Origin of the sequence: Micromonospora sp. NPDC005205 (assembly GCF_040608275.1) — a bacterium.
Taxonomy (GTDB): domain Bacteria; phylum Actinomycetota; class Actinomycetes; order Mycobacteriales; family Micromonosporaceae; genus Micromonospora.
On record NZ_JBEXHV010000013.1, the window covers coordinates 32,929 to 50,985 of the forward strand.

Annotated in this window: 20 protein-coding genes, 1 tRNA gene and 4 pseudogenes; 13 read left to right on the plus strand and 12 right to left on the minus strand. The window is 67.6% G+C overall.

Annotated features, from left to right (window positions below; genetic code table 11):
* Positions 1-64 precede the first annotated feature (64 nt).
* The 3 genes from der to ABZU43_RS22595 all read left to right on the plus strand — a co-directional run bounded on the left by der (position 65) and on the right by ABZU43_RS22595 (position 2,689).
* Positions 65-1,471, plus strand: coding sequence for a ribosome biogenesis GTPase Der (gene der / locus ABZU43_RS22585; RefSeq protein ID WP_347664889.1), 1,407 nt, complete (start codon positions 65-67; stop codon positions 1,469-1,471).
* Positions 1,472-1,687: 216 nt separating this feature from the next.
* A tRNA-Pro gene (locus ABZU43_RS22590) sits at positions 1,688-1,761 on the plus strand.
* Between the two features lie 526 nt (positions 1,762-2,287).
* Entirely contained in the window at positions 2,288-2,689 is a 402-nt protein-coding gene (locus tag ABZU43_RS22595) for a hypothetical protein (protein WP_355008456.1), read from the plus strand.
* Here ABZU43_RS22595 and ABZU43_RS22600 read toward each other — a convergent pair.
* Both ABZU43_RS22600 and ABZU43_RS22605 read right to left on the minus strand, forming a co-directional pair.
* Positions 2,677-2,933: pseudogene (locus tag ABZU43_RS22600) on the minus strand (site-specific integrase); the annotation flags it as partial. The gene ABZU43_RS22595 and the pseudogene ABZU43_RS22600 overlap by 13 nt on opposite strands.
* A gap of 42 nt (positions 2,934-2,975) precedes the next feature.
* Positions 2,976-3,320, minus strand: coding sequence for a hypothetical protein (locus tag ABZU43_RS22605; RefSeq protein WP_355008457.1), 345 nt, complete (start codon positions 3,318-3,320; stop codon positions 2,976-2,978).
* Between the two features lie 160 nt (positions 3,321-3,480).
* On the opposite strand from ABZU43_RS22605, the gene ABZU43_RS22610 reads away from it, so the two are divergent.
* The 5 genes from ABZU43_RS22610 (at position 3,481) to ABZU43_RS22630 (ending at position 6,954) form a co-directional block, all read left to right on the plus strand.
* Positions 3,481-3,891 (plus strand): hypothetical protein, encoded by a 411-nt coding sequence (locus ABZU43_RS22610; protein WP_355008458.1) that lies wholly within the window; start codon positions 3,481-3,483, stop codon positions 3,889-3,891.
* The gene (locus ABZU43_RS22615; protein WP_355008459.1) at positions 3,891-4,217 is read left to right on the plus strand and encodes a hypothetical protein; all 327 of its coding nucleotides are present in this window, start codon (positions 3,891-3,893) and stop codon (positions 4,215-4,217) included. Before ABZU43_RS22610 ends, ABZU43_RS22615 begins: the two co-directional genes overlap by 1 nt.
* Positions 4,217-4,621: a hypothetical protein gene (locus ABZU43_RS22620; RefSeq protein WP_355008460.1), complete on the plus strand. Its 405-nt coding sequence runs from the start codon at positions 4,217-4,219 to the stop codon at positions 4,619-4,621. The genes ABZU43_RS22615 and ABZU43_RS22620 overlap by 1 nt, the downstream gene beginning before the upstream one ends.
* Positions 4,622-4,736: 115 nt before the next feature.
* Entirely contained in the window at positions 4,737-5,417 is a 681-nt protein-coding gene (locus ABZU43_RS22625) for a hypothetical protein (protein WP_355008461.1), read from the plus strand.
* 898 nt (positions 5,418-6,315) lie between these two features.
* Positions 6,316-6,954 (plus strand): HEPN domain-containing protein, encoded by a 639-nt coding sequence (locus ABZU43_RS22630; RefSeq protein WP_355008462.1) that lies wholly within the window; start codon positions 6,316-6,318, stop codon positions 6,952-6,954.
* A 28-nt stretch (positions 6,955-6,982) separates the two neighbouring features.
* Here the strand turns inward: ABZU43_RS22630 and ABZU43_RS22635 are convergent.
* Positions 6,983-7,147 (minus strand): annotated as a pseudogene (locus ABZU43_RS22635) (transposase); the annotation flags it as partial.
* A gap of 444 nt (positions 7,148-7,591) precedes the next feature.
* Complete coding sequence (locus ABZU43_RS22640; RefSeq protein WP_355008463.1) at positions 7,592-7,897, minus strand: hypothetical protein; 306 nt, start codon at positions 7,895-7,897, stop codon at positions 7,592-7,594.
* Between the two features lie 82 nt (positions 7,898-7,979).
* Between ABZU43_RS22640 and ABZU43_RS22645 the strand changes: the two are divergent.
* Positions 7,980-8,168, plus strand: a pseudogene (locus ABZU43_RS22645) (transposase); the annotation flags it as partial.
* A 243-nt stretch (positions 8,169-8,411) separates the two neighbouring features.
* Here ABZU43_RS22645 and ABZU43_RS22650 read toward each other — a convergent pair.
* The 8 genes and pseudogenes from ABZU43_RS22650 to ABZU43_RS22685 all read right to left on the minus strand — a co-directional run bounded on the left by ABZU43_RS22650 (position 8,412) and on the right by ABZU43_RS22685 (position 12,588).
* The gene (locus ABZU43_RS22650) at positions 8,412-8,903 is read right to left on the minus strand and encodes an OsmC family protein (protein ID WP_355008464.1); all 492 of its coding nucleotides are present in this window, start codon (positions 8,901-8,903) and stop codon (positions 8,412-8,414) included.
* 107 nt (positions 8,904-9,010) lie between these two features.
* Positions 9,011-9,442: a PhzF family phenazine biosynthesis protein gene (locus ABZU43_RS22655; protein WP_355008465.1), complete on the minus strand. Its 432-nt coding sequence runs from the start codon at positions 9,440-9,442 to the stop codon at positions 9,011-9,013.
* Positions 9,443-9,456: 14 nt separating this feature from the next.
* Positions 9,457-9,765, minus strand: a complete 309-nt coding sequence (locus ABZU43_RS22660) for a hypothetical protein (protein ID WP_355008466.1) — start codon at positions 9,763-9,765, stop codon at positions 9,457-9,459.
* Between the two features lie 18 nt (positions 9,766-9,783).
* Positions 9,784-9,846 (minus strand): annotated as a pseudogene (locus ABZU43_RS22665) (carboxymuconolactone decarboxylase family protein); the annotation flags it as partial.
* Positions 9,843-10,028 (minus strand): hypothetical protein, encoded by a 186-nt coding sequence (locus tag ABZU43_RS22670; protein WP_355008467.1) that lies wholly within the window; start codon positions 10,026-10,028, stop codon positions 9,843-9,845. The gene ABZU43_RS22670 and the pseudogene ABZU43_RS22665, both read right to left, overlap by 4 nt.
* A 78-nt stretch (positions 10,029-10,106) precedes the next feature.
* On the minus strand, positions 10,107-10,496 hold the full coding sequence (locus tag ABZU43_RS22675) for an NADAR family protein (protein ID WP_355008468.1): 390 nt from the start codon (positions 10,494-10,496) through the stop codon (positions 10,107-10,109).
* A gap of 668 nt (positions 10,497-11,164) precedes the next feature.
* Entirely contained in the window at positions 11,165-12,304 is a 1,140-nt protein-coding gene (locus ABZU43_RS22680) for a substrate-binding domain-containing protein (protein ID WP_355008469.1), read from the minus strand.
* Positions 12,301-12,588 carry a hypothetical protein gene (locus ABZU43_RS22685; RefSeq protein WP_355008470.1) on the minus strand — a complete coding sequence of 96 codons (288 nt, stop codon included), beginning with the start codon at positions 12,586-12,588 and terminating at the stop codon, positions 12,301-12,303. Before ABZU43_RS22685 ends, ABZU43_RS22680 begins: the two co-directional genes overlap by 4 nt.
* 241 nt (positions 12,589-12,829) lie before the next feature.
* Here ABZU43_RS22685 and ABZU43_RS22690 point away from each other — a divergent pair, with 241 nt between their 5' ends.
* The 4 genes from ABZU43_RS22690 to ABZU43_RS22705 all read left to right on the plus strand — a co-directional run bounded on the left by ABZU43_RS22690 (position 12,830) and on the right by ABZU43_RS22705 (position 18,056).
* Complete coding sequence (locus tag ABZU43_RS22690) at positions 12,830-14,833, plus strand: DUF2264 domain-containing protein (protein WP_355008471.1); 2,004 nt, start codon at positions 12,830-12,832, stop codon at positions 14,831-14,833.
* A 42-nt stretch (positions 14,834-14,875) separates the two neighbouring features.
* Positions 14,876-16,180, plus strand: coding sequence for an extracellular solute-binding protein (locus ABZU43_RS22695; protein WP_355008472.1), 1,305 nt, complete (start codon positions 14,876-14,878; stop codon positions 16,178-16,180).
* 74 nt (positions 16,181-16,254) lie between these two features.
* Positions 16,255-17,160, plus strand: a complete 906-nt coding sequence (locus ABZU43_RS22700) for a sugar ABC transporter permease (RefSeq protein ID WP_355008473.1) — start codon at positions 16,255-16,257, stop codon at positions 17,158-17,160.
* Positions 17,160-18,056, plus strand: coding sequence for a carbohydrate ABC transporter permease (locus tag ABZU43_RS22705; protein ID WP_355008474.1), 897 nt, complete (start codon positions 17,160-17,162; stop codon positions 18,054-18,056). Before ABZU43_RS22700 ends, ABZU43_RS22705 begins: the two co-directional genes overlap by 1 nt.
* The last annotated feature ends 1 nt before the right edge of the window (position 18,057 follow it).

The following is an 18,057-nucleotide window of genomic DNA, read 5'->3' on the forward strand; positions in this document are numbered from 1 at the left end:
AGCGAATCATCGGGCTCAGTGCCGTCGTGTCTCATGACGCTCCGGAGCGAAGCGGAGGAGCGGCATGAGTAGCGATGGTGGTGGGTGGGTCGAGTTGCGGGAGCCCGACGTCGCCGTCGAGGAACCGAGCGGCCCGCAGCCGGTGGTGGCCGTCGTCGGTCGCCCCAACGTCGGTAAGTCGACGCTGGTCAACCGGATCATCGGCCGCCGGCAGGCGGTCGTCGAGGATGTCCCCGGCGTGACCCGCGACCGGGTCCCGTACGACGCGCAGTGGAACGGCCGGGCGTTCACAGTGGTGGACACCGGCGGTTGGGAACCGGACGCGAAGGACCGTGCCGCGGCCATCGCGGCGCAGGCCGAGACGGCGGTCGTCACCGCGGACGTGGTGCTCTTCGTGGTCGACGCGATGGTGGGCTCCACCGACGTGGACGAGGCCGCGGTGAAGATGCTGCGGCGCAGCGCCAAGCCAGTGATCCTGGTGGCGAACAAGGCCGACAACAACTCCATCGAGATGGAGGCCACCTCGCTGTGGTCGCTTGGCCTCGGTGAGCCGTTCCCGGTGTCCGCCCTGCACGGGCGCGGCTCCGGCGACCTGTTGGACGCCATCCTCGCCGCGCTGCCGGAGGCACCGGCGATCGTGGAGAACCGTCCGCGTGGGCCGCGCCGGGTGGCGCTGGTCGGGCGGCCGAACGTCGGCAAGTCCAGCCTGCTGAACCGGTTCTCCGGTGAGGAGCGGGCGGTCGTCGACTCGGTGGCGGGCACCACAGTGGACCCGGTGGACAGCCTGGTCGAGATCGGCGGTCAGACCTGGCAACTGGTCGACACGGCCGGGCTGCGCAAGCGGGTCGGCAAGGCCAGCGGCACCGAGTACTACGCCAGCCTGCGGACCGCCGGCGCGATCGAGGCCGCCGAGGTGGCCGTGGTGCTGCTGGACTCCAGCGAACCGATCAGCGAGCAGGACCAGCGGATCCTGTCGATGGTGACCGAATCGGGTCGGGCGCTGGTCATCGCGTTCAACAAGTGGGACCTGGTCGACGCCGACCGTCGGTACTACCTGGACAAAGAGATCGACCGGGAGTTGCGCCGCATCCCCTGGGCGATCCGGCTGAACCTGTCGGCGATGACCGGGCGTGCCGTGGACAAGCTGGCCCCGGCCCTGAACAAGGCGCTGGCCAGCTGGGAAACCCGCGTTCCGACCGCGCACCTGAACCAGTGGCTGACCGCGCTGGTGCAGGCCACCCCTCACCCGGTACGTGGTGGGCGGGCGCCGCGGATCCTGTTCGCGACGCAGGCCGGTGTGGCGCCGCCACGGTTCGTGCTCTTCACCACCGGCCCGCTCGACGCCGGCTACCAGCGCTTCGTCGAGCGCAAGCTCCGCGAGGAATTCGGGTACGAGGGCAGCCCTATCGAGATCTCCGTCCGCCCGCGCAAGAAGCTCGGCCCCGGCGGCCGAGGCAAGGCGCACGGCTGACGCGTCTGCCGTTCTGCCGTTCTGCCGTTCTGCTCCGCGAATGCCGGATGGGCGCTCCTGCCCATCCGGCATTCGTCTTCCCAACCCCACCCTCCTAGGACGCTCTAGGGGTTGTGCGGTGGTTCAGTCGGGTCGCAGTCGCGGTGGGGCCTGTGCGAAGGACTCGGGGCTGCTGCGCTAAGCTGTACCGGCTGCCGCGGGGGAAACCGCGCGGGGCGGGACGTGGCGCAGCTTGGTAGCGCACTTGACTGGGGGTCAAGGGGTCGTCGGTTCGAATCCGGCCGTCCCGACAGCGTGAGGGTTTCCGCAGGTCAGTGACTTGCGGAAACCCTCAATCTATTGTTTGGCTCGATGTGGTGGCGTGTGGGGCGCTGCTGGAATCCTTAACTCGGGTGACCTGCGAGCCGATCTTGGTTGCCTCCGCCATGAATTACCTGGTAGACGTACTGCATCGGCGTGGTGTGGTCGCTGCTGGACTTCCTGACGGCGGGCGATTTCGGAGAACTTGGGCGTGATCTCCCCTGCGCCTCTATCGGCTTGTTGAGGAAGGGGAGCTGTTCCGGCAGCTGGCGCCTGGCTAGGAACTGCGATCCGGGCGCTTCGGCCGGGAAAACCGCACGGCGGCGCGGGGCCGGAATCGCCTGCGCCAGTGAAGGATCGCGTCTGGACGGACCAGCAACAGCCGCCGCCGCACCGCGTTGCGCGGAGCCGGCGCGGGCAGGAACGCCGGTCGCCCGGGTCGAACCGCAGTGCGCTGCGCGCCGAGTTGGCGCAGCAGACGCGGCATCATTTTCTCGCCAATACCGGCCCGGCCGGGTGGTATCCCGATTGTCGTCGGGGGCGGCAGTCGGGGGCGTTGAATCGGGCAGCGCGCTACGGCGACGCTGGCACGCCATCGCCGTCAGCCCGTACCCGCTCGGCGGTGTCGTCGGCCCGCATAGTCAAGCCCGGACGGAGCTGACCCGGCTCGCTCCGGAGCGACACCTCGGGATCTCCCTGCGCATCTCCACCACGGTCGATTCCGCAAGCCGCCAGGACGATCCTGAAGCAACCACCCTGCTCGGCGACCCGGGTGCCGTCGCGGACCGCATCCACCAGCACCAGACTGCGGGAGTCGAGGAGTTCGTCCTCGACCGCCCTGCCCCGACCGGGTCCGGGTATCTCCTGCGACTGCACCGCTCCGCCGATGATTTCCTTCCGCTACTCACTTCGGCCTGAGAGAGTGCCGAGCGGAGGGCGGCGCGGATTTCCTTGATGGTGCGAGCCGCAGGAAGGTCCTGGCAGCACCGGCCAGCCGCGCAGCACTGGCAGGTCTTCGCGACCTTGTTGAGCTAGGCCTGAACGTCTCGTACTGACAGCCGTCCGTCGAGTCGCTTGGAGCTGAGGCCCCTAACGATGTAGAGGCGGCTCAGCGTCTCGTACGTGGCGTAGGTCAGCGGGCGAGGTCCGGCTCCACGATCTCGGTTGTGCGCGCCTGACGGCGGCTGCAGCGCGGGTGCTACTTCTACCGCAGGCGGTAGAAGTAGCTACCTTTGTAGTTGCGTTCAACGTTCTCGTGGGAGTCAACGTAGAACGAGGTACCGGCGAGCCATTCGGCGGGATATCCGCTACGGGTGAGGATCGTCCGGAATTCTTGTTCGAGTCTTGCCGTGACGCCGTTGCTGGCGCAGCGTGCCACGTTGGCGTGGGTGTCGAAGAACAGCCACACCGCCGTGTCGGAGTCGGTCGGGACAAACGGGACGACGAACTCCACGCGCATAAGCGGTACCTCGTTGGCAGCTGCCCAGGAGAGGAGCTCGCGCCTGGCGGTACCGAGGTGATCGAACTGCCTGCGACGGGTCGGGTTCACGTTGCGATCGTAGGCACGACTGTCGATCTGGGTTTGTGCCTCAGCCGCGTAAGTATGACGCTTCAAGTGAACCCATCTTGTAACGCATCAAAGGGGTCTGCTGCACCGATAGGTGACATCTGAGATGGCTTTGTCCCATGGGCAGGCTGGAAGGATGTGGATGAGCTTCGAGAGCTACCGCAGCTGGCGGCAGCCCGCCGCACACCGGGAGTATCGCGATGCCTTCCTTCTCCGAGTGGCCGAATCTCCGCTGGACTTCGCCCAGCGCGCCTTCGACCTGCTCGTCCACCCGCCCACGACTCTCCAGTTCGACGGCTGCCCGGACCGCCTGATGTCCCTGTACGAGCTGAAGCGGTACCTCCTCGACCGGGACACTTCCCGAGAGGTACGCAACCTGATCTGGCGGGAACGCGTCGTCCGCTCGCGCAAAGACGGCCCTGGCTGGGGGTTGGGGGCCGTCGGCCTCGCGATGCCCGGCCTGCGGGCCTTGGCCGGTGGCTGGCGCGGGGTTACCGTGGCGACAGCGATGATATCGACGCGGAGATTCTGGGGACCTTCTGGGACCGTCTGATGCGCCGGGTGGACGTCGACCAACCGGGATCCTCTTTCGCTTGCTTGCTCGATGCTGCTGGGCGGGCGGGTCTGAAGGTGCGATACGCCGACGTCACCACCGAACCTTTCGACAGTGAGCCGCCCGGGCCGCGTACCCCGCTGCAGCCGTGGGACCATCCCGAGTTCGTTCTGGCCCGCGCGGTGGCGATCGGGGTGATCGACGCCGACGACGCCAACATCATCGCCGAGACGCGGCTAGAAGGCGCATCGGTGCAGGCGGCGGCCCGGTGGGCATCGCGGGACAGTTGGCCTCGCACTGGCGCGACCGGGCTGAGTCGAGGCTGATGGACGCCATCCGTGACGGGGAACGAGTACGCCCCGACGCACACGGCGTCTGGACCAACGGCCGCAACAACGTCGGCTCCTGGCCTGAGTACGACCGTGCCACTGAAGACCACCCGTGTCTACGCGACAAGCTGGACCCCTGCTGGCGTCTACGAATGGACGGCGGACCCGGCCACATCCTGCTGTTCTCCCTGCCGAGCCGGGAACGTGAACGCAACTTCCACGCCAAGCTCGTCGACGCCGCCCGTCACGATCACCGTGTCGCCGACTCCCTGGCCGCGCTCACCGTCGCCACCTGCGCCCGGGACCGGATCAACGGAAACAGCCCGGACGTGCCGGTATGGCGGCTCGTGGGCAACGCCGACGACGAACCTGGCCCGCTCAATCCTGCCCACCACGTCTGACCGAAGATCCGCTCCACGAACTGCGTGAAAATGCGGCGTGAACCTTCGTGGGCGTCGAACCTGGCAGCTCGGGACCTGCCGAATCGCTGTCTGGCCGCCCCAGTAGGGTCACCCGGTGACCGCGTACGACATCGCCGCCAGACTGCCTTCCATCGACCGGCTGCGGCAGCGGGGTAAGGCATTGGCCCTGCTGGAATGCATCATTGACGGCGGGGCCGCGTACTACGCCTACACCCGTGACTGGGGCACCGACGAGGCGGCGCTGATGAGCAACGGCAGCGGCGATGAGTGGGCCGTCGTGTTCACCCCCGACGGCGTGTTCATCCGGGTCTTCGATCACGAGTCGGCGATGTCGCCCTTCGGCGATCCAGAGTACGAGCTGTGGCCGGGCCTGCTCGACGGCCTGCCCGTGGAGCTGCGTCCGCAGATCGAGGAACCTGCGTTCTGCGACGAAGCCGGGCAGTTCATCGCTACTGCGGTGCTGTGGCGGCTGGCCGGTGACGACCGCTGGCATGCTGGTGATGGGATCGTCTTCCCGCCACTTCCTGGGCCCTACGACAACACTGGGCTGGACGGGTCCGCCATGCTCGAGATCCTGCTTGACGACATCGTTGACCGTTTCGTCGAGTTCGCCAGCGACTACTACGAGATCGAGGTGGATCGGGCGGCGGTCGAGCACGTCGTCGCCAACCGGCCCCTCACCGATAGCGTGCTACAGGCGCTGAACCCTCAACTCACCGTTGCCGAACTGCGGCAAGACATCGCCACGATTGGCTACCCGATTGCCGCGGTGTAGCAGCAGGTAGAGGCAGTTGCCCGCCGAGTGACAGCGTACGTCTGTCATGGACAGGGACGCCTGGCGGCGGCAGATCGGCTATCGGGCCGGCGGCTATTCGGCGGGGCGTCGAGACTCTTGAGCGTTCACATCAACGCCGGCCCATCAACTGGATGCTGGCGGGGGCAGGTCTGTCCGCAGACGTTCGAGGACAATGCTTACGCTCATGCTCATGAAAACGTGCCGGTCTGTGGCGGCCGTTGCCTGCCTGGCCTTGCTGGTCATATCGGGTTGCGGCTCCGGACGGTCCACCACCGCAGGCACCCCTGCGACCTACACGTGTTGCGATGGCGAGGATGTGGACAAGGTGTACCAGCCTGGCCAGGAAATGACGGTTCACTGGATCGTCAAGCCGGGGACCGACCCCGCCGTGAAGCCGACACAGGTCGAGCTGACCGCGCGTCTGACTGGCCCATACGGGGACGTCAGCGAACTGAAGAGCGCTGCCGGGGGTACAGTTCGGCCCGCTCTCGGAGAGGTGACGTTCGAGGCCCAGCCGGTGTGGCCATCCGGTGCGGCGGGCGAACGACCGGTCAGCGTCATTCCCATCGCGAGGGACGCCCCGCCCGGGTCTTACAACCTGATCTTCGCCGTACGAGAGGATGGCGGAGTCGTAGGCGGAGCGAGCGTCGTCCGCGTGGCCCCTAAAGCCTGAGCCCATCGCCTACTCAGGCCGGAGACGGCGCCGTTCTACCTGGTCGACGGGGTGCGCTACGGGACGTCACGTCCGTTCCTCCTGCCGCTGTGGGCGGCCGCCGTTGCCGACGATCCAGCCGCACCTGTGACGGGCCGGCGAGAACCGCTGCAAGAGGATGTGGGTGGGGTCACGGCCCGCCGCCTTCTCGATTAGGTTCTGGCGATGTCATCGAACGCAACCTTGGTCTTCGAGAAGCTGGAGCAGGATGTCGACGCCCTGCTGACGCTACACAGCGGTTCCGGATCCCCCGGCCGGCCGAAGGGAGACAACGGCCCGCTGCTGCGATCCGCGCTTGTTCTGCTCGTGACTGCCTGGGAGAACTACGTTGAGCAAGTCCTCAGCGAGGCGATGAACCACGTCATTCCAGAGATCACCGCTGATCCAACCCTGCTATCGCCCTTGTTGAGAGTGGCTGTAGCTAACAAGGCAGAGAAATCCGCCTGGGCTGTCATCGGCGACGGCTGGCTCGACGTCGTTCGGAAGCGTCTGAGCTACGAGATTGGCACCTTCAGCAACGCGGCCGCCCGCCAGGTGAACGATCTAATCAAGAACGTTCTGGGTATCGAGAACATCCTTGATGCGGTCAATTGGCAGCAGTACGACGCCACGAAAGTCCAAGTCGAGCTGACCTCGCTCGTCAACGACATCAGAGGCGAGATCGTGCATCGAGGCACAACGCCCGGCATTCTGCATCTGGACGGAGTCAGGTCGTGGCGAAGCTTCATGAACAACCTCGTGCGTTGCTTCGACGAAGCGTTGGCGGACGCGGTTGCCATGCGATACGGATCCCGCCCCTGGTGAAGCCACCAGTCGGCCATCCGACACCGAAGGACCGGTCCTGGTAGAAGATCGCGTTCACGATCTCCCGCAGCTGGTAACGGCCCTGATGCCCCGACACCGACGGATGCCGGTCCTTCCACACCTGCAGGAACGGTCCGACCACCGCCCACTGCTCGTCGGTCAGGTCGCTCGGGTACGCCGCTCGCTCGCCCATGATTGGCCGAGGCGCTGCTCCAGCCAGTGAAGGTGGTCCTCCGCCCCGGCACCGGGGGCGTGTAGGGCTCCGTCGGAGTCTGGTCGTTGTCGTTCCGGTGGAATCGGTAGCTCTGCTCGTGCAGGCGGGCGACAAGTGTCTCGATGTTGTTTCGGGCTCGACGGGCCATCTCGTCGCACACCGCTTGCGCCTCCGGGGCGAAGGCTGGCTCACGGACGCGGCTGCCAAGCTGCCGCAACTCATGCCATACCCAATCGTGTTCGCCGGCGGTGTAGCGGTTCATCCAGTCGAGGTGCTTACTCATCGCGATCATGGTGTCGCAGGTCATCTCTCGAAGCAACGGTCCTTGCGACACCGGCGCTCAGTCTGTGCTTGGGGGCCGGCTGGTACTCGTACGGGCCGAGTTGGATACGCAGGGGGCGGATCTTTCACAACCCGCGATGTCTATAGCGGCAGCTCGAGTTCCCACTCGGCGAATGGAGGATCCACCTCGTAGCTGTCGTCGCAGCAGCGACGGATCCACTGGGCGGCTCGATACTCCGCATCGCCGTAGTTGGTCACCTCGCCAGCCTCGTTGACGTCCAGGACGTTGGCAAAGATGGCGAACACCTGCTCCAGCCCTGATCCGTGCGCCATGACGACTGGTCGGTAATCGAAGTCCTCGAGCAGGTCCAGGACGAGAGTGCCGTTCGCCAGGTAGAAGGCGAAGAAGCGCAGCGATGCCCGAACGTCCTCGGGTAGGTGTGCCATGACGCAATCCTCGCTGAGGCGGCAGACCGACGCGGGCCGGTGCACTCTTCTAGGGCGTGTCCTGCCGATCTTGTAGTGGTTGATCGTTGACGATGTGCCGGTGGTACGTCGTGGTGAGTTGACCGATGAGGCGTGGGCGTTGATCGCGCCGCTACTTCCCGAGCCGGGCGGTTCGAGGGGGCGGTGGCGGGATCACCGGCAGGTCATCATTGGGATCCTGTGGAAGCTGCGCACAGGTGCGCCGTGGCGTGACCTGCCGGAACGCTTCGGGCCGTACGCCTGCGCCTGCGCCTCTCGAGACAACCGCAACCCTGCATAGTGGTCGAATCGCGGCAGAAGAGGGCACTCAACATTGGGCATTTGGCGGTGATAACGCCGCCGGCCAGCGCCACATTGGTCTCCATGCACGAGGTTATCGTTCTCGTCGGCGACGCTCATAGCGAGCATTGGCCCCCTGCGTGAGCGTGCGTTGCACAGTTGCCAGGTCGGCGTGTCCGATGGCGCGCCGGGCCGGTTACGTGGCAGGTACTGCCGAGGCACCGACGACGGTCACGTTCGGCTCGTGGCGTACGGGGAAGTTGACCGAGTTGGCGATGAAGCAGTTGTGGTGTGCGACGTCGTGCAGTCGGCTGGCTGCCTCGGCCATGTCCGGCGATGCGACGGTGACCTCGGGTCGTAGTACGGCCTCGGTGAATTGCCCCGTTCCAGCGTTTTCGATCATCACGCCAGCGGCCCGGTCAACGTATCCGGTGACGACGACGCCGGCGTCGGCGCACGTGTGCAGGTAGGACAGCATGTGGCACTGGGAGAGTGCGGCGAGGAGAAGTTGTTCCGGGTTCCATCGGGACTTGTCACCACGGAACGCCAGGTCGGAGCTGCCGGCGATCGAGGCGGGACCGGCCGTGCTCACCTCGTGGTCGCGGCCGTAGTCGCGGTAGCCGCTGGTGCCCGTGCCGCGGTTGCCGGTCCAGGTGACGACAGTGGAGTAGTGGTGCGCTCGTGCCATGCGCTCAGCCTTCCTGGCCGGTGTTGTCGTACGCATCGAGGATGTGTTCGTGGGCGATGCGCTCGGCGTCGTCGTCGTGGCCCTGCTCGATCGCGCTGAGCAACTGCTCATGCTGGGCGCAGACGAGCGGGTTGGGTGAGCGAACGATGCGTGGAGACGTGGATCTGGTCCCAGCCAGTTAAGCATGCGGAGAGCGATGAGATTGCCGGACAGTTCGGCGACATCGCGGTGGGACCGGCGGTTGAGAACAACGGCCTCGCGGAGACGGCGTGGTCGGTGCCAACGACGAGCTGCGGTGCAGCAGGACGGCTTGCCGCGGCGATGGTGCCATGGCCGCAGTTCGTGAGTTCCCCGGCGCTAATGAAGAAGCGCACCGTGGGCGTGTCCGCTGTGCTGGTGTCGATGAACGCGGTGTGGGAGGTGCCGGTCCTACAGGTGATGGCGTGCCGGTCGTCGTCGGTGAGGGTAGCGTCGTCGATCATGACCGCGGTGGGGCTGCCGCCTTGGCCGTCGCGGGTGCAGGCGTTCACCACTGCCATAGGTGGGCCAGCCATCAGGCGGCCGTGATGTCGGCGAAGCGGGGAGCGCCGCGCTCGAGGTCGACGCGTGCGGTGCGGGCGGCGAAGCAGATCGCGTGGTACCACCCGCACAGGAGGAGCACGTCGAGCAGTTGCCGCTCGTCGAGCAGTTCCTGCGCGCATCGCCACAGTTCGTCGTCGACGTCGGACGAGTCGTGCAGGGCATCCACCATCCGGATGAGTGTGGCTTCGCGGCCGGCCGTCCAGCTCGGATCGTCAGGGGAACCGCAGGTGAGCGAGGTGACCTCGGCCGGCGTGAGTCCGGCCCGGTCGGCGAAGACCATCACATGGACGCCCCACTCGTATTCGCAGCCGCAGCGCGCGCAGGTGCGCAGGATGACAATCTCCCGCTCGCGGAGTGTCAGGGTCGGGTCAGGTCACGGCCGAGTTCGTACCTGCCCCAGTTGCTCATCGCGGTGGTCATCGGCAAATTCTTGGCGAACGTCCGGAACAGGCCGATGGGAGGCATCCCGACCGGCATCATCGTGGCGAGTTGTGCCGCCACGTCCGGCGCGAACGGCGGTTCGAGCGTCGAGATGCGAGCCATGGCCACCCTCCAGGGCTTCGGATTCAGAAGCACAGTAGCGATTCGATTTCCGAAGCGCCAGAGGTGATGCTTCGCGGTTCAGTTCTCGCCGTCCTCGCTCAGGGCTGAGGCCCACGCTTCGGACCAGCGAACAAGCGGACGCAATGCCTGGTAGGCGCCACGGCCCAGATCGGTGAGCGTGTAGGCCGCGTCCGGCTGCTGGGCGACGAGGTGGGCGTCAAGGAGTTCGCGAGTCGGACCCGAACACGGCGCAGCGGCCGGGACCGGTCGCCGGCCCAGCTCGGCGGCCCGCAACGGGGTCGCCGTCCGACGGATGAGTTCGGCGTGGCGGGTACCGGGGAACTTCTGGGCCTGGAAATAGTGCTCGGAGGTCGTCCACCAGTGGGCGTCGAGGTCGAAGCCGTGGCCGGAGAAGTTGGAGAAGCAGCCGTACGGAACCTCGTCGGCACCGTAGAAGTAGATCGTCATCTGGGCGCTCGGAGTGGGGGCGGGGATCTGCACCGTGTCACAGGCATCGACAGAGCGGCAGCCGGGTTCGCTGGCCACCGTCCGGATCTGCCGCGAAGTGCTCGTGTCATGGACCTGCGTTAGAGGCGAATGGCCAGCACACGATTTTCGGCTGGCCGCCGCACCTGGTCAACGGTGCCGCCGCGGACACCGAGGCTGCCCCGCGCGGCGCGGTAGAAGCCGTCACGAGTCTCATCGGCCCGCCGAACCAGTTCCGTAAGGTCGTCGGGCGGGTCCGGTAGGGAACGCGCGGCCTGCTCCAGAGCCCGCACCGTGTGACGCCATGCGGAGGCCGCCCCTACGGTGACCTCCGACTCGACCTGACCGCCCGTTCGCTGTCGTGGGGCTCCGGCTTACGCACCTTGAACCGGGCGATCGGTTTGACGGTGGTGCGTGGCACTTCGGTGAGGAGCCTGCGCGGGCGGTCGGCCACAAGCGAGGCGGATCGGTCCGGCGCAGACGTCGGCGCGGTGCCGGTGACGGGACTTCGCACGCGGGCACGGACTCTTCCCTCTGGATTCGCTGACTCAAGTAGCGATGCGCTCACGTGCCGACCCGCCCGCGCCAGGTGAACGGTCCAGATCACCCTGGCTTGCCCTGTCTGAACGTTCCGGACCGGGGGCTACCGCCTACACGGGTGGGGGCGCGGTCGACTCCCGGATCCGCAGTGACGGGCTGATGACGATCCGGTGAGTGGGGCGGTCGGGATCGACGAGCCGGTCGGCGACGAGACGCACGGCGGCCCGTCCGATCGAGCGTCGCGGCGGTCGGACCGCGGTCAGCGGCGGGCTGAAGAGACCGGCGACCTCGTCGTCGTACGCCACGATGGAGAGGTCGCCGGGAACGGAAAGGTGCCGCTCCTCGCAGTGCTGCACCAGCGCGATGGCCTCGGCGTCGGCGTGCACCAGCAGTGCCGTCGTCCCGGTCGCCTGGCACCGGTCGAGGACGTCGTTGAGGACGGTGTCGCGCTCCGGTGACCGTGCGTCGGGCACCACAGCCACCACCGTGGCGTCCGAATCGAGGCCGCACTCGGTCGTGGCGTCGAGCCAGCCGCGCCGTACGTGCTGGCTGGTGGGGCTGTCGGCGTCGAGCACCAGGCCGACCTTGCGGTGTCCGAGCGAGGTGAGGTGGCGTACCGCCATGGCTGCACCGAGTGCGTGGTCGGTGACCACCGACTCCATGACCGCGTGGTGGCTGCCTACCGAAGCGGTGCGTTCCAGCAGGACGACCGGGAGGCCGACCTGGTCGAGCCATTCGATGGTGCGCTCGGCGCTCGGGGCGTCCATGCTCGGCGCGATGATGAGCGCGTCGACGCCCATCCGCTCCACGAGGCGGGCCAGTTGCGGCTGGTCGTCCTCGGTGTCGTAGGAGGAGCCGCGCAGCACCACGCGCATGTCGAGCTCGCGGGCTGCCCCCTCGACGCCGCGAGCCACGTCCGGCCAGTAGTAGTCCAACGAGGGCACGAGCATGCCGAGGGCGCGCCCGACCAGCGGGTCCAGGCCGGCGGCAGGTGCCTCGTCTGCTGCCGGGGCGTCGTCCGGCAGGATCAGGGAGACCCCACCGTGGACGCGGCGAACCAACCCCTCGGCGGCCAGCTCCGCGATGTCGCGCCGGATGGTGACGGGCGCGGCGCCCAGTACGTGGGACAGGTCAGAGATGCGCATCGAGCCGTCCCGTTGCAGGGCTGCCAACAGTTGCTGGCGGCGGGCGACCTGAAGCGGCCCCCGGGAGCCCTCCGTCGTGGCGACGACAGGACTGTCCTTGGTCATGGGGGACCTCCGGGGAACGCTTCGTGCGGCGGGAGCTCTTGCAGGGTGCGGACGAACTCGCCGGCCGGGTCGAACGCGGTGACGTTGATCGCGAGCCGGATCGGCTGATCGCCCCATCTGTCGAAGAGCATAGGAGTCGTGCTCCGCCGGGTCGTCGCGGCGCACGGCGCTGGGTCGAGGCCTCCGGCGTCGTCCGGCGACGTGAGCACCCGTGCCGGCGGTTCCGTCCGGTGACCGTGCCACACCGCAGCCAGCGGGTCCGCGAGGCGGTCTGCGACGGTCATGACTCCTCGGACGGTAGAGCGGCTATGAGCGATTGTGATCGTATCAGAGCGCTTGGCACGTTGAAGTGGGGTTGTGCGCTCTCATGATCGGTTATGGCCGCATTGGTTTGCGGACGGCATTGACTTGCTCTGTTGTGAGCGTTTTACTTCGGAAACCCGGCGGATGTCTGTACGTCACATTCATGGGCAACGCCCCGCTCGCCACATTCCACGGAGACGGCTCGATGCGACAGGACCTCGGATGACGTTCGGGACGGCCGGCCGGCTGGCACCGGGGACGAACCCCTGTGCCCCCGCCGCCGCGACCTGGCACCGGGATGACTGGTTGACCCTCGCCGATCGGATGCTCGCCGCCGCCCGGCCGTTCGCGTCGCCCGGGCACGCCCTCGTCACGCTTCCCGGGCCGCAGGGCGGTTACGGACGGGCCGTCGACGGCCTGGAGGGGTTCGCCCGCACCTTCCTGCTGGCCGGCTTCCGCATCGCGGGTGCCCAGGGCGTGGGCGTGGACGAACTTGTTGACAGGTACGCGGCCGGCATCGCCGCTGGCACCGACCCGAGTTCTCCGGACCGCTGGGTGCGCCTGGACGAGCACCCCCAGGCCAAGGTGGAGGCTGCCTCCATCGCGCTGGTCCTGGACCTGACCCGCCCGTGGATCTGGGACCGGTTGCCGTCCGCTGTGCGGGAGCGGGTGGTGGACTATCTGCGCCCGGCGGTCGGCGACGACACGTACCCGCGGATCAACTGGGTCTGGTTCCGACTGGTCGTTCAGACGTTCCTGCGTTCGGTGGGCGGGCCGCACTCGCTCGACGAGATGAACGAGGACCTGCGTACGCACGACGGCTTCGTCCGCGGGGACGGCTGGATGTCCGACGGGCCGGACCGCGCCTACGACCACTATGTGGGCTGGGCCCTGCACCTCTACCCGACGCTGTGGGCCCGGATGGCCGGCGCCGCCGACCTCGCCGAGCAGCGCCGCGAGCGGGACCTTGCCGGCCTCGACCGCTTCCTCGCCGACGCGGTCGCGCTCGTGGGCGCTGACGGATCGCCGTTGATCCAGGGGCGAAGCCTGACCTACCGCTTCGCCGCGGCGGCGCCGTTCTGGGTCGGCGCCATCGCCGGCGTGCCCTCGGTCAGCCTCGGCCGGTTGCGCGGCGCGGCCACCCGCATCGTGCGCCACTTCGTCGCCAACGGCGCCCTGGACGAACGGGGCCTGCTCACCGTCGGCTGGCACGGGCCGTGGCCGCGACTCGCGCAGTCGTACTCCGGGCCGGGCTCGCCGTACTGGGCCAGCAAGGGCCTACTCGGCATCGCGCTACCCGCCGACCATCCGGTCTGGACGATCCCCGAGGAGCCCCTGCCGGTGCAGGAGCAGGACACGCTGCGGGCGATACCCGCGCCCGGCTGGCTGGTCTCCGGCACCCGTGCCGACGGCATCGTCCGCGTCGTCAACCACGGCACCGACCACGCCGTCGAGGGTGCCGCCGTCTCAGATTCCCCGCTCTACGCCCGACTGGGCTACTCCACAGCCACCACCCCGGTCCTCGACGACGGCGGCTGGGCCAGTCCGCTCGACCAGTCAGTCACTCTCGTCGACGACGCGGGTCGGGCCACCCACCGCGCCGGCATGCGCCTGCTGACCGTCCACGTCGACACCAACGGCGTGGGTGTGGCCGGGTCACGTGCCCTCGCCCACTGGGTCGACCCGGATCCGGGTCAGCGCGATCACGGCGGCGGCCTCCTGGGCCAGTCCCGACCGGCCGGGCACCTCACGGTGTACTCGCTGGTCCGCGGCCCCTGGGAGCTGCGTCTGACCCGCGTTGACGGCCTCGCCGACGGCGTCGAGGCGGTTGCGCTGCGGCTACGGATCGGCGGCTGGGCCATTGCCGGGGATGCGACGGCCACCGCCGCCGGTGGTGTGGCGGTCGTGACCGGGGCCGGCCTGACCAGCCGGCTCGACAGCGTTCACGGCGGCGGAACGGCCGGCGTCACCGCCGTTCCGCACGGCGGGCCCCTGGCCGGCGGGCTGGTGGTGCCCTGGCTGGACCACCCCGTCCGGCCGGGCGCATGGGTCGCCACCTGCACCGAGTTGTCCAAGGTGCCGGTGGCCACGGCCGGGCAGGCATGCCAGGCCGTGGTCGACGAGGAAGGCCGCGGCCTCCACCTGGCGGTCGACTGGCCCGACGGGATCAGCACGTCGACCCGTCTGGACACGGAGCATGCCAGGCCCACCCAGGCGTCCTGGTAGCAGTGCGGGCCCGTCCGGGCCCCTTGACCTAAGGAGAAAGGGATGAAGCGTGCGATACCGGCCGTCATCAGCGCTGCGACGGCCCTGACGCTTGTTCTCGCCGGTTGCGGGGGCGGAGACGAGCCAGTCGACCCCAACGCCCCGGTGACCATCACCCTGGCCGGCTGGAGCCTGTCGTCCACGCCGGAGTTCAAGACGCTCGCGGACGGGTTCAAGGCGACCCACCCGAACGTGACGGTGGAGCTCAAGGAGTACGCCCCAGGCAACGACTACGACACCCAGATGATCACGGACCTGGCCGCCGGCACCGCCCCGGACGTCTACGTCATGAAGAACCTCAAGAACTTCTACACGTACCAGAGCGGTGGTCAGCTGCTCGACGTCTCCGACGTCACCTCCGATCTCGGCTCGGTCCCGGCGCTCGCGTCGTACCAGGTGGACGGCAAGGCGTACGCGGTGCCGTACCGGCAGGATTCGTGGGTGTTGTTCTACAACAAGGATCTGTTCGCGAAGGCGAAGGTGGCGCCGCCGGACGGCAGTTGGACCTGGGACGACTACACCGACGCGACGAAGCGACTGCATACCGGACTGAAGGCGGCCGGCTCGAACGCGACAGGCGCGTACCAGCACACCTTCCAGTCGACAGTGCAGGGATTCGCGCTCGCCCAGACCCCCAACGCGGACCTGCTCTCCGGGGACTTCGGCTACCTGAAGCCGTACTACGAGCGGTCACTGGACCTGCAGGCGGCCGGCGCGCAGCCGACCTTCGGCACCGCGAAGACCAACAAACTCACCTACCAGGCGCAGTTCGGCAAGCAGCAGTCGGCGATGCTGCTGATGGGCACCTGGTACGTGGCCACGCTGCTCAACCAGCGAAAGAGCGGTGACGCCGACACGTTCCAGTGGGGAATCGCACCGGCACCGCAGTTCGACAAGTCCACTACCGGCACCTCCGCCACACCTGTCACCTTCGGTGACCCAACCGGGTTGGGGATCAACCCGAAGATCAGCAAGTCCAAGACCGCCGCGGCCAAGGCGTTCCTCCAGTACGCGGCCGGCACGGATGCCGGCAAGGCCCTGGCCGGGATCGGCATCACCCCGGCCCAGATCACCGACGCGGTCACCGCGACGCTGTTCGGGCTGGACGGTGTACCGCAGGACGACCTGTCGAAGTTCGCCTACGCCAAGCACACCGTCAAGCCGGAGAACCCGGTGTCGAAGCACACCGCCGGCCTGCAGAACCTGCTCAACGAGACGCACTCGGCGATCCTCTCCGACAGCAAGGGTGTCGACGGGGAGCTGAGCAAGGCGCAGACCCGCGCCAAGAACGAAGTCCTCAACCAGTGAGCTGATGGCGGGACCGGCGCGCCTGAGCCGCACGCCGGTCCCGCCGCCATGCTGAACGCTTCCGGAGACTCCCTATGGCAACATTGCCGCGTACGACACCCAGGAACCGGCGGCTGGTGTCGCGCAACACGGTCGCCGGGTGGTCGTTCATCCTTCCCAACTTCATCGGCTTCGCCGCGCTCACCCTGCTACCCGTCGTCGTGCTGTTCTACGTGGCCTTCACCAACTGGAACGTCTTCGGGGTGGCCGAGTGGACCGGCACCGCCAACTTCCGGCGAATGTGGGATGACGCGAGCTTCTGGACGGCACTGCGCAACACCGTCTACTACGCCGTCTTCCACATCCCGCTGACCCTCGCGGCAGCACTCGGGCTGGCGCTGCTCCTCAACCGCAAACTGCGCGGCGTACGGTTCTTCCGTACCATCGCCTTCTTCCCCTACATCACCTCGATCGTGGCGATCGCGGTCGTGTGGAACCAGCTCTTCAGTCCGGAGTACGGCCCGATCAACGCTCTCCTCGGTGCCGTCGGGGTGGACGATCCGCCGGGCTGGACCGCGTCGGCGACCTGGTCGATGCCGGCGGTCATCATCGTCGGCACCTGGCGCTACATGGGCTATTACATGCTGCTGTTCCTGGCCGGCCTGCAGACCATCCCGTCCCAGCTCTACGAGGCGGCGGAGACCGACGGCGCCACACCGTGGCAGCGGTTCGTGCACGTGACCCTCCCCGGCTTACGAACCACGACCTTCTTCGTCACGGTGCTGCTCACCATCGAAAGCTTCAAGGTCTTCGACCTGATCCTCGTGATGACCGGCGGCGGACCGGGCCAATCGACACTTGTGCTCTCGCAGTACATCTACCAGAAGGGCTTCGAGGAGAACCAGTTCGGCTACGCCTCGGCGGTCTCCATCGTCCTGTTCGCCATCTGCTTCGGCATCACGGTCATCCAGTTCATGGTCAACAAGCGGAGGAACAGCTGATGACCGCTACCGACCTCGCCACGCCCGTCCCGGCCATCGCCGCGCCCGGCAATCGCATCGCCCCCCGCCGACCGGTCCGGTCCCGGGGCGGGCGGCTCGTCGGGTACGCCGCTCTCGTGCTCGCGGCGGCCGGGCTGCTGCTGCCGTTCTTCTGGATGGTGGTGGCGTCATTGAAGACCAACAACGACGTCTTCACCATCCCGATCACCTGGCTGCCCGATCCCGTGGTGTGGCGGAACTACGTCGACATCTGGCAGCGCTCGGACCTGACGACGTGGTTGGGGAACACCCTGCTGCTGTCGGTGATCGTCACCTTCCTACAGGTGTTCACCGGCAGCTTCGCGGCTTACGGCTTCGCCCGCGTCCGCTTCCCCGGCCGCAACCTGCTCTTCCTGGCGTACGTCGGGACGATCGCGGTGCCCTGGCAGTCGTACATGATCCCGCAGTTCATCCTCATGTCGAAGCTGCACCTGTCGAACACGCTGTGGTCGATCGTTGCGATCCAGGCATTTGGCGCGATCGGCGTGTTCCTGATGAAGCAGTTCTACGAGACGATCCCCGAGGAGCTCAGCGAAGCGGCGCGGGTCGACGGGCTCAGCGAGTACGGCATCTACCGACGGATCATTCTGCCGTTGTCCCGGCCGGCGCTGGCCAGCCTGGCCCTGCTGACGTTCACGACCACCTGGAACGACTACCTCGGCCCACTGATCTACCTGCGCAGCCCGGAGCTGCGCACCGTCCAGTTGGGGCTGAACACCTTCATCTCCCAGTACAACGCCGAGTACGCGCTGATCATGACGGGCTCGGTGCTGTCCGTGCTGCCCGTCGCGGTCATCTTCCTGCTCGGCCAGCGCTACTTCATCGAGGGCGTCGCCTCGACCGGACTGAAGGGTTGAT